General features: G+C 55.7%; 12 protein-coding genes. 2 read left to right on the top strand and 10 right to left on the bottom strand.

What is annotated here, in order from left to right; genetic code table 11:
* The first annotated feature begins 568 nt into the window (after positions 1-568).
* Positions 569-895: a hypothetical protein gene (locus tag JUE67_RS11735; RefSeq protein ID WP_125696384.1), complete on the top strand. Its 327-nt coding sequence runs from the start codon at positions 569-571 to the stop codon at positions 893-895.
* A gap of 69 nt (positions 896-964) precedes the next feature.
* Positions 965-1420 (top strand): ASCH domain-containing protein, encoded by a 456-nt coding sequence (locus JUE67_RS11730; protein ID WP_203625494.1) that lies wholly within the window; start codon positions 965-967, stop codon positions 1418-1420.
* A 54-nt stretch (positions 1421-1474) separates the two neighbouring features.
* Here the strand turns inward: JUE67_RS11730 and lepA are convergent, their stop codons facing one another.
* The 10 genes from lepA to infB all read right to left on the bottom strand — a co-directional run bounded on the left by lepA (position 1475) and on the right by infB (position 15533).
* Positions 1475-3313 (bottom strand): translation elongation factor 4, encoded by a 1839-nt coding sequence (gene lepA / locus JUE67_RS11725; RefSeq protein WP_203625492.1) that lies wholly within the window; start codon positions 3311-3313, stop codon positions 1475-1477.
* A 581-nt stretch (positions 3314-3894) separates the two neighbouring features.
* Positions 3895-5040, bottom strand: coding sequence for a molecular chaperone DnaJ (gene dnaJ / locus JUE67_RS11720; RefSeq protein ID WP_203625490.1), 1146 nt, complete (start codon positions 5038-5040; stop codon positions 3895-3897).
* Positions 5041-5159: 119 nt separating this feature from the next.
* Positions 5160-7025 (bottom strand): molecular chaperone DnaK, encoded by a 1866-nt coding sequence (gene dnaK / locus JUE67_RS11715; protein ID WP_203625488.1) that lies wholly within the window; start codon positions 7023-7025, stop codon positions 5160-5162.
* 25 nt (positions 7026-7050) lie between these two features.
* Entirely contained in the window at positions 7051-7668 is a 618-nt protein-coding gene (gene grpE / locus JUE67_RS11710) for a nucleotide exchange factor GrpE (RefSeq protein ID WP_203625479.1), read from the bottom strand.
* A gap of 25 nt (positions 7669-7693) precedes the next feature.
* Positions 7694-8737, bottom strand: a complete 1044-nt coding sequence (gene hrcA / locus JUE67_RS11705; protein ID WP_125696390.1) for a heat-inducible transcriptional repressor HrcA — start codon at positions 8735-8737, stop codon at positions 7694-7696.
* 353 nt (positions 8738-9090) lie between these two features.
* Entirely contained in the window at positions 9091-10236 is a 1146-nt protein-coding gene (hemW, locus tag JUE67_RS11700; protein ID WP_203625477.1) for a radical SAM family heme chaperone HemW, read from the bottom strand.
* The gene (gene ribF / locus JUE67_RS11695; RefSeq protein WP_203626047.1) at positions 10236-11183 is read right to left on the bottom strand and encodes a riboflavin biosynthesis protein RibF; all 948 of its coding nucleotides are present in this window, start codon (positions 11181-11183) and stop codon (positions 10236-10238) included. The genes hemW and ribF overlap by 1 nt, the downstream gene beginning before the upstream one ends.
* A gap of 11 nt (positions 11184-11194) precedes the next feature.
* On the bottom strand, positions 11195-12109 hold the full coding sequence (gene truB / locus JUE67_RS11690) for a tRNA pseudouridine(55) synthase TruB (RefSeq protein ID WP_203625475.1): 915 nt from the start codon (positions 12107-12109) through the stop codon (positions 11195-11197).
* 243 nt (positions 12110-12352) lie between these two features.
* On the bottom strand, positions 12353-12721 hold the full coding sequence (gene rbfA / locus JUE67_RS11685; protein WP_203625473.1) for a 30S ribosome-binding factor RbfA: 369 nt from the start codon (positions 12719-12721) through the stop codon (positions 12353-12355).
* A gap of 22 nt (positions 12722-12743) precedes the next feature.
* Positions 12744-15533, bottom strand: coding sequence for a translation initiation factor IF-2 (gene infB, locus JUE67_RS11680; RefSeq protein WP_203625471.1), 2790 nt, complete (start codon positions 15531-15533; stop codon positions 12744-12746).
* Between the last annotated feature and the right edge of the window lie 16 nt (positions 15534-15549).

Raw genomic sequence — 15549 nt, 5'->3', positions numbered from 1 at the left:
CGCCACAACTTCTATTTGATAACGGCCTGTTCTGGGATTGCCCTCAACGACTGGCTAACTTGTTCTTGCAATTTACGTAGCAAAGAAAACACGGGGATGCCGGAGGAAAATTATAAGGGTGCGGAGCCGAGCGCTTAGGGGTGGGCAGGTAGTTCGGCCTGGGCGCTTGATGGCGCCCTCGGCCATCGAGTGACCAGGACGACTACATGTCCCACCCCTGCTCGGCGAAGCCCAACTGAGGGTGCGGAGGCCCGCGGGATGGTGGAACAGCTAAGGCGGCTCAGGTGCTTGGTGGCGCTTCTTGCCACCAAGTGCATGAGCCGCTTAGATGTTTCCACCATGCGGACCGAAGCCCAACTGGGAAAGGGTGCGGAGGCCCGCGGGATGGAGACAGTTGGAGCGCTGCGAACTCGCCCGGTTCATCTCAAACAGTGTCCCAATATTACTAATATCGAGTGGCGCATTCCCCGCCAATGGGCCACAAATGGGCCACAAATCGTGTTATAATGCTAAAGTAAGTTTTTTCAGCCTTATCATCCGACTGATATCACAGATTGGAGAGATCAATATGGCAGTATCTGAAGAGATTGTCGCCAAGGCCGATGAAGCCATGAACGCCAACAATTTTGTCACCGAGAAAGAAGTTCCCGAAATGGCCTCCCTTGAGACCGCGCGTGAGATCGCAAGCGCGTTGACCAAGGCCCGTGAAGGCAACGCCGAAGCTGGCTACATCTATGTTGAGCCGTTCGACTTCCAAGGTGGCGAGATCAAGAATATCATCTGGAACATGGACAAGATCGAGTCCCGTGACGATGCCAAGCAGGCGTTGGCCGCCCACTTGAACCTGACCATCATGAAAGACACCCTGTCCGCTGCGGACAAAGTGACCTTCTAATTCACGGCAAGACAGCGGATGGCAGCATCCGCTTTTTTGTTGGCCGATGCCAATAAAGGAGACACACGAATGACCCCCACCGAATTTTTCAACGACGCGATCGAAGCTGGCGCGGTGCCTGCTGGATGCAAGTTGAATTCTGCTTATGCCCTCGGCGCGCCGGCTCAGTCCGACACGCTTGCACGGCTTGTCGCGACTGGCGAAAAAACCGCGACATCCAGCCGCTTTTCCGGTTATCTGGAAGATCACGACCCGCTTCCCGCTGAGGGCGCATACGATATCGTGGTCGATCGTCACGGTACCCCGGTCGCCCTCACCTTGACCACGCACGTCGAGATCGTCCCGTTTTTGGCGGTCAGCGCCGAGCACGCCGCCCGTGAAGGCGAGATGCCGAAAACGCTCAGTGCCTGGCGCACGGTCCACGAGGCTTTTTTTGCGGCAGAGGCCGCCGAAGCTGGGGGCCATTTTGATCCGGCAAGCGAAAATGTCGTGCTCGAGACATTCAAAGTCGTTTATCCGCTTTGAGATAAAATAATCAGGTGCCCGCTTCATTCGGCGGACACCTGATTTTTTTTCAATTTATTTGCCTTTCGTGTCGTCCTCATTCATCTTGAGGATGCTCATGAAGGCTTCCTGTGGGACCTCAACGGAGCCGACCGCCTTCATTCGCTTCTTGCCGGCTTTTTGTTTCTCCAGCAATTTGCGTTTCCGAGTGATATCGCCCCCGTAGCACTTCGCCAGCACGTTTTTCCGGTAAGCCTTGACCGTGCTCCGGGCGATGATCTTGGTGCCGATCGCCGCCTGAATCGGAATCTCAAACTGCTGGCGCGGAATCGTCTGTTTCAAGGACGCAACGATCGCCCGGCCGCGGTCGAAGGCGAAGTCCTGATGAACGATCGTGCTCAGCGCATCGACCGCATCGCCATTGAGCAGGATATCCATTTTGACCAGCTTGCTTTCGCGGTACCCGGTGATCTCATAATCCAGGCTCGCGTATCCCTTAGTGGAGCTCTTCAGGTCGTCGAAAAAGTCGTAGATGATCTCGGACAGCGGCAGATTGTAGATCACGTTGACGCGGTATTTGTCGAGGTAATCCATCGTGACAAACTCCCCGCGTTTGCGCTGGGCGATCTCCATCACGGCCCCGACGTAATCGTTCGGCACCATGATGCTGGCCTTCACGTAAGGCTCCTTGATGTCCTTGATCGCGCTGGGTTCTGGCAACTCGGCCGGATTGTCGATCTCGATGGTCGTGCCGTCTGTCAGATCGACCTGGTAATCCACACTCGGGGCGGTCATGATCAGATCGAGGTCATAGTCGCGCTCAAGGCGCTCCTGCACCACGTCCATGTGCAAGAGGCCCAGGAAGCCGACGCGGAACCCAAAGCCCAGGGCCTGTGAGGTCTCTGGCTCAAACTCTAGCGCCGCATCGTTCAGTTGCAATTTTTCCAGTGCCTCGCGCAGGTCGTTGAACTTTGCATTGTCGACAGGAAACAGCCCGGAGTAGACCATCGGCGTGATCTTCCGAAATCCTTTGAGCGCTTCCTTGGCCGGGTTGTTGGCCAGCGTCACCGTATCGCCGACCCGAGTATCCTGAATGGTCTTGATGGCGGCGGTGATGTAGCCAACATCCCCCACCATCAGAAAATCCTTTTGAACGGCCTTGGGGGACATCACCCCGACTTCGGTCACCTCAAATGTTTTGCCATTGCTCATCAGCTGAATGGTGTCGCCAGGGCGAACCATCCCTTCCTTGATACGAACCGCCAGCACCACGCCGCGATAGGAGTCGTACACGGAATCAAAGATCAGGGCCTGCAACGGCGCATCGATATCGCCACTTGGAGCCGGAATATCGGAAACAATGCGCGCCAACACCTCAGGCACCCCGAGCCCTGTTTTCGCGCTCGCCAAGATCGCGTCCGAGGCGTCCAGGCCGATCATTTCCTCGATTTCCTCTTTGACCACATCCGGCTGAGCGGAAGGCAGGTCGACCTTGTTGATGATCGGCACGATCTCCAGGTCGTCATCCAGCGCGAGATAGACGTTCGCAAGCGTCTGCGCCTCGACCCCCTGCGCCGCGTCGACCAGCAGCAGTGCCCCTTCGCAAGCGGCAAGACTGCGGCTGACCTCATAGGAAAAATCGACGTGCCCCGGTGTGTCGATCAGGTGAAAAATATAATCCTCGCCATCGTTGGCATGGTAATGAAGCTCCACCGCGTTGAGCTTGATGGTGATGCCGCGCTCGCGCTCCAGCGGCATGTCATCCAGCACCTGCGCCTGCATATCGCGCATGGCGATCGTATCGGTCATTTCCAAGATCCGATCAGCCAGCGTCGACTTTCCGTGATCGATATGCGCCACAATGGAAAAATTGCGGATGTGTTTTTGCCGTTCCAGGAGTTCCTGTTTGTCCATTCCCTTGCCTCTTTCTGTTGAATGCTTCTTCCTATTATAGCAACCGCAACGCATCGGGACAAATAAAAGGATGGTGCTCCGGCGAGCGTTTAGGGTCATGCAGCTAGGTCCATCAGATGCTTGAGGCGCTCTTCGCCTCGAGTGGCTGATGGCCTAGATGTCAGGACCCTGCTCGACGGAGCCCAATTAAGGGTGCGGAGCGGGGCGTTCAGGTCTGAGCAGCTAGTGCGGCCTGGGTGCTTGGGGGCGCACCTTGCCCACGAGTACCCAGGTCGACTAGATGCCTCAGACCTGCCCCGCGAAGCCCAACTGAGGATGGTGCTCCGGCGAGCGTTTAGGTCTGAGCAGCTAGTTCGGCCTGGGCGCTTAGGCTTGCGTTCAGACACAAAAAGGACCTGGGACAAAACAAAAGTTTTGTCCCAGGTCCTGTATAGTGCACTAATGTTACTGCAGTGTCGTGGGCCAAATGTCCGGGTCCGAGCAGCTAAGGCTCCAATCGCCTGGTCCAAAGTTCGGACCTGGCGCTTGGAACACTTACCTGTCGGACCCAAGAGCGAAATTTGTCCCACTTTCTTCCTGTATTACTTGCCCTTAAACGCATCGCGGACTTTGTCGAACAAGGAACCCTCATGCGGGGTCACGTCTTCGCCGCTTGCGGCCGCAAACGCCATCAGCGCGTCCTTTTGTTTTTGGTTGAGATTCTTCGGGGTGTTGACCGTCACGGTGACGATCTGATCGCCGGTTGAATTTTGCCGGAACTTCGGTGCGCCTTTGCCACGCAGGCGGAACTGGGTATTTGTCTGCGTGCCAGCCGGAATTTTCATCTCGACTGGGCCATGGACCGTATCGACCTTGATCTGATCGCCAAGGGCCGCCTGGGCAAAACTGATCGGCAACTTGAAGTAAATGGTCGAGCCATCGCGTTCAAATTTACTGCTTGGGGCCACACGGAAGACGATGTAAAGATCGCCATATGAGCCGCTATTGCTGCCGGCTTCCCCTGCTCCGCGAAGGACCATTTGCTGCCCATCTTCGATTCCCGCGTCGACTTTGACGTCGATCGTGTGGCGCTCGTTTTGATGGCCGGTGCCATGGCACGTCGGGCATTTTTCCTTGATCTCTTTGCCGGTGCCGTTGCAGACATCGCAGACTTGGCGCGTCATCATCGCGCCAAGTGGGGTGTTGCGCTGCACTTCAATGTAGCCTGTCCCGCGACACTTTGAACAGGTCACTGGGCTGGTCCCAGGTTTGGCGCCACTGCCGCCACAAGTCTGACACTGGGCTTCCCGGTCATAAGAGATCTTGGTCTCTTTGCCAAACACCGCCTCTTCGAAGGTCAGATCCATGCGATACTGCAGGTCTGCGCCTTGTCGTGGGGCATTCGGCCGCTGCTGCGTGGTGCCGCCGCCAAAGAACTGACTGAAGATGTCATCAAAGCCACCGCCACCAAAACCGCCGCCATTGCTGAACCCTGAGAAGCCTTGGCCGCCGCCAAAGCCTTGTGGGCCATCTGCGGAACCATATTGGTCATAGGCCGCACGTTTTTGCGCATCGGACAAGACCTGATAGGCTTCGTTGATATCCTTAAATTTCTGCTCCGCACCGGCTTCATGATTGATATCCGGATGATATTTCTTCGAAAGTTGGCGGAAGGCCTTCCGGATGGTGTCGTCATCCGCATCGCGGCTGACGCCCAGAATGTCGTAGTAATCTTTCTGCTCTGCCATTGTTGCCTCCTAATGCTCGGGGGTCGCCATCCCCAAAAGCCTAACCAGAATAACATAATCAAGCGAAAAAGCCAAAGCCGCATGTGCGCAGCTTCGGCTTTTTTGCGAGAGCTGGACGATCACTTGTTGTCGTTGACGTCCTTGTATTCGCCATCGATCGGGCCATCACCCTTGCTATCGCCATTATTTTGGCTACCGGTTTGGTCTGCGCCCTGAGCGTCGCCATTGGCTTGTTGAGCCTGTTGCTCTTTTTGCGCCTGCTCATACAGCTTGACGGTCAGATCCTGCACGATCTTATTCAGATCATCGCGCTTGGCCTTCATGTCCTCGAGGTTATTTCCCTGTTGGGCCTTCTTGAGGGCGTCTTCCGCGTCTTGAGCCTTCTTGATCTCATCGTCAGAGACTTTACCCTTCAGATCCTTCAAGGTCTTGTCGGTCTGGAAGATCAACTGATCGACGTCGTTCTTGAGATCGGCTTCTTCCTTACGCTGGGTATCCGCCGTCTCGTTTTCCTTGGCTTCCTTCATCATGCGATCGATCTCATCGTCGGACAGACCTGATGAACTCTTGATCGTGATGTTTTGGGACTTGCCGGTGCCAAGATCCTTGGCCGAGACCTGAACGATGCCGTTTTTATCGATATCGAATTTGACCTCGACCTGTGGGACGCCGCGTGGTGCCGGCGGAATGTCCGTGAGCTGGAAGCGGCCGAGCGTCTTGTTGTCCGCAGCCATCGGGCGTTCGCCTTGCAGAACATGGATATCAACAGCCGGCTGGTTATCAGCAGCGGTTGAGAAGACTTGGCTCTTGCTGGTCGGAATCGTGGTGTTACGGTCGATCAACTTGGTGAAGACGCCGCCCATGGTCTCAATGCCAAGGGACAACGGGGTAACATCCAAAAGGACGATATCCTTCACATCACCAGAAATGACCCCACCCTGAATCGCGGCGCCAAGCGCAACTGCTTCGTCAGGGTTGATCGAATGGTCTGGTTCCTTGCCAGTCCACTTCTTAACAGCCTCTTGAACAGCAGGAATACGAGTCGAGCCACCATTGAGGATGACTTTGTCGATGTCCGCGTTAGTCAAGTTGGCATCACGCAGCGCATTGTCGACAGGAATCTTGGTCGCGTCGACCAGATCTGCGGTCATCTGCTCGAACTGAGCGCGGGTCAGCGTGCGTTCCAAATGCAGCGGGCCATTTGCACCAGCAGAGATGAATGGCAGGCTGATCTGGGTCGAGGAAACACCGGACAGATCCTTCTTCGCCTTTTCAGCTGCATCCTTCAAGCGTTGCATCGCCATCTTGTCCTGAGACAGATCGATGTTGTTGTCCTTCTTGAATTCCGCAACCAGCCAGTCGATGACCTTGTTATCAAAATCATCGCCGCCAAGATGGGTGTCGCCGTTGGTGGACAGCACTTCAAACACGCCGTCGCCAAGCTGCAAGATGGAGACATCAAAGGTCCCACCGCCGAGGTCATAGACCAAGACTTTTTCATCCTTATCGCTCTTGTCTAGGCCGTAAGCCAAGGCGGAAGCGGTCGGTTCGTTGACGATCCGGGAAACGTTCAGGCCGGCGATCTTGCCGGCATCCTTGGTCGCCTGACGCTGGGAGTCGTTGAAGTAAGCCGGCACGGTGATAACAGCATCCGTGACAGGTTCGCCCAGATAATCTTCGGAGAACTTCTTCATGTACTGAAGAATCATCGCGGAGATCTCCTGTGGGGTGTATTCCTTGTCACCGACTTTGACCTTGTAGCCGGCCTCGCCCATGTGACGCTTGATGGAACTGATCGTATCAGGATTGGTGATCGCCTGACGCTTAGCCACTTCACCGACCTGAATCTCGCCGTCTTTGAACGCAACAACAGACGGCGTGGTGCGGTTGCCTTCTGGATTAGTGATGATCTTCGGGTCGCCGCCTTCAAGCACAGCGACAGCGGAGTTGGTCGTCCCTAAGTCGATACCGATAACTTTGCTCATGTTAAGATCCCTTCTTTTTCAAAAATTAGTTTGCAACAACGACCATGGCCGGACGCAAGACGCGATCTTTGAGGCGATAGCCCTTTTGCAGGACCTGCGCGATCGTGTCTTGCGGATGATCTTTGTCAGAGGCGATGGTCTGCACCGCTTGGGCGATGGTCGGGTCAAACTTATCCCCGGCCGCCAGCTCGATCTCATCGACATTGTTGTCTTTGAGCGCCTGCGCCAGATGCGTATGCACCATTTCCACGCCTTTTTTCAGCGAGGCAGCGCCGTCATCACTGACATCGGTCGAAAGCGCCCGCTCCAGGTTATCAAGAACCGGCAGCACCGCTGTCGCCAGCTTTTGCCCGTCATACTTGACGAGTTGGGCCGATTCTTTTTTGAAGCGATTGCTCATGTTGCTGATCTCGGCGGCGGCGCGCAGGTACTTGTCCTCAAAGTCATCGCGCTCTTGCTGGAGCTTGGTGACATCGACATCGCTCGCTTTGATCTGCTGGTCGAGATCGGCGCTCATTTCATCGGCGATCTCGTCCTTCAGCGACTTTTTGGCCGCGTGAGTGTCGGTTTCGACCGGCTTCTCCTTGGCCGTCGCCGGATCCGGTTGCCCGGTGTCCAGCGGCTCTGTCTTTTTGTCCGTCATGGTGTCCTCCTTCATCTCAAAACAGTCATTGGTCAAAATGCGAATAGTAGCTCGTCAGGCGCTTAGCCAGCTCCGAACGGAACGTGTCCAGCAGCCCGATCATCTTGGAATATGGCATCTGGGTCGGCCCGATCAAGGCGATCATGCCCCGGCCGTGGTCGCCGACAGAATAACTGGCGGTGATCAGGCTCAGATTGGACAGCACATCAGGTGTCAGCTCAGAGCCCAGGCGGACATGCACCCCACCTTCATCGTTTGGCCCGAGAAGCTTGTTGATATCCCCATTTTCATCATCGATCAATGAGTACAGTTGTTTCAACTGTGGGACATCGGCGTCGCCCAAAAAATCCATTAAGTTCAGCCGCCCGCCAACATAGAACCGCTCGGCCGCAGCCTGACGGAGCACGTTGCCGAAGATATCAAGAAAGCCATCCGCGCTGGACAGATATTTGAAAAGCAGTGCCGGCACATCGGTCGCCAGTCGGTTTGCCACCTGATTCAGGGGCATCCCTACTAGCTGATCATTGATGATGCGAATCGCTTTTTCAATATCCTCTGAGGCCACATTTGGCGGCAGGGTGAAGAGCTGATTCTCAACATTCCCATTGCTGGTCACGAGAATCGCCATCACCTGCCGATTACCAAGTGGCACCAAGCGAAAGCCGTTTAACTTGATCGTCGACACTTCAGGGCCAAGGCTGATCGCCGTGTAGCTGGTCAGATTGGACAAAATGCGTGCACTTTGGGCCACGATCTCATCGATCTTGTAAAAATGACCGCCAAAACCCTGCTGAATCGCAGCCAGTTCGCGAGGCGTGGCCTCAGCCGGCTCAACCAGATTATCCAGATAATAACGATAGCCCTTGGTCGAAGGCACCCGGCCTGAGCTACTATGCGTCTTATTGATCAACCCCTGCTCTTCCAAGGCAGCCATATCGTTGCGGATCGTCGCCGAACTGACATGGATGGGCAGTTCCGTCATCAATGTTTTCGACCCGACCGGCTGTCCCGTTTCCGTGAACAGTCGAATGATCTCCTTCAAGACGAGCAATTGGCGTTTCGTCAACATTTGCTTGCCACCTCTTTTTTTAGCACTCAAAAACAATGAGTGCTAATACAATTACTAATATACCAACCGCCTCTAGCATAGTCAACCCTCGTTTGCTAAATCGGGCAAAAGTCTGAGGCGAATTTTTGGCCGTCGACGATGGGGCAACGGAACAGGTGCGCGCGACCCCATCACTGCGCGGTAGCACGCTTGGCGCATAGATCTATTACTGGATCTGTTGCTGACTTCGGTAGCCTTCGAGCATGCGTGTGCACCCGGTTTCTGGCAAAGAAAAAGAACCGAAGCAGGCTTCGATTCTCCTCTTTGGGCGATCGGCGACTGGCGGGTGCCAATCGCGAGTGCCATTCGCCATTTCAGATCAACGGGTCCTCGATCAGAAACTGCTGGAACACTTCATTGCCCCAAAATTTTCCCTGATCGGTCAACGTCAGGTGGTCCTCATGCTCTGTGAGCAATTGCTGTTCTTTCAGTTGCTGCACCGTGTCGCCATACACCGCATCGATCGACATGTGATACCGCTGCAAGAACCGCGCCCGCGAAACGCCATCGCGGGTACGCAGCCCGAGGAACATCTCCTCCTCCATCTGCTCTTCCACTGGCACCAAGTGATGTTCGATCACAGGCAACTTGTGGTCATGAAGCGGGGCCAGATACTGTTGGATCGGCCCATAGTTATGGTAGCGATCCTTGCCAATATAGCCATATGCCCCTGCGCCGAAGCCAAAATACTTGTCATTTTGCCAATACAGCAGATTGTGCTGGCATTCAAAACCTGGCCGCGCAAAATTGGAGATCTCATATTGCTGATGCCCGCTGGCGGCCATCAGGTCGATCGCGTCGCGGTACATATCCGCCTCGACATCCTGATTTGGCAGCTGCAGGCGCCCCTGCCGCATCAGATTATAGAAGATCGTTTTTTTCTCAAGAATCAGCGAATAGGTCGAGTAATGCGGCAAGTCCAGTGCCAGGGCCTGATGCAAGCTATTGAGAAAGTTGTCCCGGCTCTGCCCCGGCAAGCGGAAGATCAGATCGATCGACAGATTCTCAAAGCCGGCCTTCCGCGCATTCGCCACTGCGGTCAACACAACCGCCGCGCGATGGATGCGGCCGATGCGCTTCAAGATCGCATCATCGAAAGATTGCACACCGATGGACAGCCGGTTCACTCCACCTGCGCGCATTGCGGCCAATTTTTCCATCGTCAGCAGGTCATTGGGATTGGCCTCGAATGTGAACTCGCCCTGGTCAAAATGCAAGATCTCATGGACGCCATCGCATAGCTGGGTGATCTGCGCCGGCGTCAGTGTCGAAGGCGTTCCGCCGCCAACATAGACCGTCTTGATCTCCTCATCCGGATGGGCGGCCATCACCAGCCGCATTTCCCGGAGTAACATCGCCACATAATCAGCAACCGGTTGGCCTTCGATAAAAACTTTGTTGAAGTCGCAGTAATAGCAGATATGATCACAAAATGGAATGTGAATATAGGCACCTGCCATCAGCGCACCGCTCCTTCCAGCACCTGCTGGGCATCACGTTGATCCTGGTTCAACTGGGCGATCAACCCACTGGCCCCATCAAACTTAACTTCGCCACGCAGATAATGGACCCACTGGACTTGAACCGGTTCATCGTAGATATCATCGGCAAAATCAAACAGATTGATCTCAACGGTCACCGGTCGGCCGGCCCCAAATGTCACATTGCGGCCGACCGACGCCATGCCATCGACCCAAGCGCCACGCACCCACATCCGCACCGCATAAATGCCGATGCCCGGAATGCGCTCGCTGCTTGGCGCTTCGATATTGGCAGTCGGAAAGCCAAGCGTCCGCCCGCGTGCCTCGCCATGCACCACCACGCCACTCGTCTGATACGTGTAGCCAAGCAATTCGTTGGCCAGATCGACATCCCCGCGATCAAGTGCCTGCCGAATTCGAGTCGAGGAGATCTTTTCCCCTTCATCAAGCGCCGCCGGGACGGTGATCACGCTAAAGCGGCCCTTCGCGTATGCCGGCAAGCGGGCCATGGTCGCCACATCGCGTTTGCCATATGTATAGTCGAAGCCGGCGACGACCACCTGCGCGTTGAGGCCGACCAGCACTTGATCGACGAACAGCTGTGGCGCGAGCTTGGCAAAAGCCGGGGTGAAGTGGAAGTAATACAACAGATCCACGCCCAGATCCGCCATCAACGCGGTTTTGCGGTCGATTGTCGAGAGATATTGCACACTTTCGGCCGGGACCCCGCGATAGATCACCGCCGGATGAATGTTGAAGGTCATGACGGCGAGCTTCAGGCCAAGACGGTCCGCCTCTTTTTTGGCTGTTTTGATCACGGCTTGGTGGCCGCGATGGACCCCGTCAAAAAATCCAAGCGCCAGCACAACGGGCGTCTTGGAGACTTGTTTTGCCTGAAGCGGCGGCATAACATCGATCACTTGCATGGTGAGTTTCACTACTCCTCTTTGACAGCCCCGGCATTTGCCAAAAACATGACATCGGGACGATAGATTCCATTTTCCGCGCGGTAAACGGCCTTGAGCACCCCTTCCGCAAAAAGGGCAAGGCGTGGCGCAGTCTCATTCAGTGTCAGCCATTTGCCATTCAAAACAGCCTGATACTGCGCTTCAGTTAGCGCGACTTGCGGCAGATCGGGATAAGCATACTCGATGGGCCGAAGATGGGCCGCCGCGGCCGCGGGTGCCGTTTCTTGTGTCAGCGGGCGCAGGTCGAGCGTCTGATCCAACGTGAAACCGCCACTTGCGATTCGGGTCAACTGACTCATCACCGCGGGCCCCCCCAACTGCCGGCCAACATCGACTGCCAGCGTTCGGATGTACGTCCCTTTTGAGACCTGAGCGGTGAAGCGAATCGTCTGCACCCCGTCGGCAGCCGCGAAAACAGGCGCCTCTGTTCGCGCAAACGCGTAGATGTGCGCGTGACGCTGCGGGCGCTCGACTGTTTCGCCGGCCCGCGCATATTGATACAGACGCCGCCCGTTGACCTTCACTGCGGAATACATCGGCGGAATCTGAATGATCTCGCCGGTCAGTTTGGCCATCGCCTGGTCGATCGCCTCAGTTGAAAAAGGGGTCTCAAGGCGGATTCGTTCGATCTCTGCCCCATCCAGATCCTCGGTCTCAGTGGCAAAACCCAACGTGATCTCACCCGTATAGGTTTTTCCCAGCGTCATCAACGCTGGCACGGCTTTCGTCGCCGCGCCGAGGGCCAGCGGCAAGACGCCGTCGACACTGGGGTCCAAGGTGCCTGAATGGCCGATGCGCCGCATGTGCAGCAACCACCGGCACTTCGCCACCACATCCGCACTCGTCATGCCGACTGGTTTATAAACTGGCAAAATTCCGTCCATCGTGACCCCTCATTTCGTAAGTAACTTGTCTCATTATACCCGTAAAGCCGAACAGCTGCACAAGGAAACGTGAAGGCGGGTACGCAGTGGGGCGCGTCGTCTGAGCAGGTAGCTTTACCGAGGTGCTTGAGGCGCGCGTCGCCACAAGGGCACAGGCCAACTTGAAGCCCACCCCAAGCGCGGGTCATCGTACTCCGAGCATACAAAAAAGACCGGCAACCAACTGCCAGTCTTTTTGGGGTGTCATTCTTCGTCAGGCTTTTCGTTGCCTTCTTGTTTCATTTCATTGATCAACTGATCGATGCGGGCACCATATTGCACGGAGGTGTCCTGTTCGAAGGTCAATGACGGGACCTTGAACAGCTTGATGCGCTGTCCGACTTCGGAGCGAATGAGCCCTTTTGCCTTATCCAACCCAGCCTTTGCTTCAGCGATCTTGGCAGGATCATCCGCCAAAATACTGAAGTAGATCGTCGCTTGTTGGAGGTCGCCGGTCAAATGCACCCCAGTGATCGTCACGCCCAGGACGCGCGGGTCGTTGACATCTTTCAGCAGAATATCGTTGACCTCTCGCTGAATCTGCGTTTCGACTCGGCCAATGCGATGTTTCATAATGTTTCTCCTTACGCTGGTCTTACTTGACCGGCACTTCTTCCATGGTGTAGGCCTCGATCTGATCGTCGACCTTGATGTCGTTGTAATTCTCGATGGTCAGCCCGAGCTCAAAGCCCTGGCGAACTTCCTTGACATCATCCTTGAAGCGCCGCAGGGAACCCAGCTTGCCTTCGTAGATCACGATGCTGTCGCGAATCAGACGGACGCCAGCGTCGCGGGTAATGTAGCCGTTGTCAACAAAGGCGCCGGCGACGGTCCCAACCTTGGAGACGGAGATCGTTTCGCGAACGGTGAGTGAGCCGATGACCTTTTCTTCGTAAGTCGGCTCAAGCATGCCCTTCATCGCGGCCTCGATCTCTTCGATCGCCTTGTAAATGACACGGTGCAGGCGAATATCAACGTCGTCACTATCCGCTTGCTGCTTGGCCAGCGGGGTCGGGCGAACGTTGAAGCCGATGATGATCGCATTGGAAGCCGCCGCCAAAGTAACATCGCTTTCGTTGATCGCGCCGACTGCCTGATGGATGATATTCACCCGCACGCCTTCGACTTCGATCTTCTGCAAGCTGTTTGCCAACGCTTCAACGGAGCCTTGGACATCACCTTTGATGATGACGTCAACTTCCTTGAGTTGGCCTTCCTTCATGGTCTCAAACAGATTGTCCAAGGTGACATGATGGGTTGCCTGACGCTCTTTGTCGATCGCACGTTTTGCACGCTCTTCACCAGCAGCACGCGCCGTTTTTTCATCAGGGAAGACGACGAATTTATCCGCAGACTGCGGCACATCATTCATCCCCGTGATCTCAACTGGCATCGCCGGAACGGCATCCTTGACGCGACGGCCACGATCATTGGTCATGGTCCGAACACGGCCAAAGGTGTTGCCGACAACGATCGGATCACCCGTCTTCAAGGTCCCTTGTTGCACAAGAACAGTCGCAACTGGGCCACGGCCTTTATCAAGCCGCGCTTCGATAACGGTGCCGACCGCCTTTTGCTTTGGATTCGCCTTCAGCTCGAGCACGTCGGCTTCAAGCAGGATCATTTCCAGCAACTCGTCGATGTTTTTCCCAAACTTGGCGGAGATCTGAACAAAAATCGTGTCGCCGCCCCACTCTTCTGGAATCAGGCCGTATTCGGTCAGCTGTTCCATCACGTGGTTCGGGTTTGCGCCCGGCTTATCGATCTTGTTGACGGCCACGATCATCGGGGCCTTGGCTGCCTTCGCATGGTTGATCGCCTCAATGGTCTGCGGCATCACGCCATCATCCGCGGCAACGACCAACACAATGATATCGGTGATATCCGCGCCACGTGCCCGCATGTTCGTGAAGGCCGCATGCCCTGGGGTATCCAGGAAGGTGATCAGGCGATCATTCAACTTGACCTGATACGCGCCAATGTGCTGCGTGATCCCGCCGGCTTCGCCTTCCGTCACATGAGTGTGGCGCAGCTTATCCAGCAAGGTGGTCTTCCCATGATCGACATGGCCCATGATCGTGACAACTGGCGGCCGGGTCACAAGGTCCTCAGCGTTGTTGTCGATCTCATCGGCAAATTGCTTGTCAAGATCCGTGATATCCTCTTGGACCTTTTCTTCTGCATTGATGCCATAATCAGTCGCGATCAGTTCGATCGTATCCTTGTCCAGACTCTGGTTCTGGTTGACCATGACCCCGAGCATGAAGAGCTTCTTGATGATTTCTGCTGGTTCCCGGTGCAGGATCTTACCCAGATCTTGGGCGTTCATCCCCACGGTGTAGATCAGTTTTTCTGGCAAAGGCCGCTCCTTACGTTGAGGCATTTCTTTCTTCGGCTGGGTCTGCTGGCGCTTGTTCTTGCGATTGCGCCGACCGCCGCCACGGTTACTGTTGTCGTCAAAACGACTGTTGCGACCGCGTTCATTGCGCCGGCCGCGGTTTTGCTTATCGCGGCTTTCGCCTTCTGCCGGCTTGCTTGGTGCGGTCGGTTGCGGCGTTGCTGCAACGGGCTGGGCCGGCTTTTGAGACACCTGACGAACCGGCGTCACTGGTTCATTCTTCACTGGTTCTGGCGTTGTCTCATGACGCTTGACCGCGCCTGGCAATGGCTGACCGAACTTGCCACCGTTGCCTGCGATCGGACGCGGATTTGAGTTGGCCTGAGTGGCGCGCCCAGCACGCGGACGTGGGCTTGGCCCGACTTGCTGCAAGTTGTTGTTGCGATTTTGAAAATCGCGTCCTTGCCGCTCGCCGCTGCCTGGTCGATCACTGCGTTGGCCACGATTGTTGTTGCCACCGCGGTTTTGGCCCGGACGTTGCTGATTATTTTGATTGCCATTACGGTTATCGTTGCGGTTGCCCTGACGATTATCGTTGCGGTTACCTTGCCCAGATTGAGGCCGGCCGCCTTGTTGACCACGATTTTGGCCTTGCTGTTGCGTCTGGTGCGGGCGGCGAATGGCAGACTTAGAGATCTTCGTCTTGCCATCAGCCGTTTTTTGGCTCACATGATGCGTGCCTTGGACTGGCTTGGCCGCTGCGGGTTGTGCCGCTACCGGCGCATCGGTCGTCTTTGCTGCCACTGGCTCAGCGGACTTTTCTTTAGCCGCCGGTGCCGGTGCTGCGGAAGCAGCTGGCTTGTCAGCCGGCTTTGGGGCTGGCTTGGCGCCCTTACCCAGTGCCTGCTTCATCGCCGTTTCCTGACCGTCATCGATCGTCGACATGTGATTTTTAAATTCGATTCCCTGTTTTGCAGCAGCATCGATCACTGCCTTGCTGGGAACCCCGATCTCTTTGGCAAATTCATAAACTCGTTTTTTGCCCATTTCTTCACGCTCCCTG

Origin of the sequence: Lacticaseibacillus mingshuiensis (assembly GCF_016861785.1) — a bacterium.
Lineage (GTDB): Bacteria > Bacillota > Bacilli > Lactobacillales > Lactobacillaceae > Lacticaseibacillus > Lacticaseibacillus mingshuiensis.
Note: the sequence above shows the minus strand (reverse complement) of the source record. Positions and strands in the feature narration are given on the sequence as shown.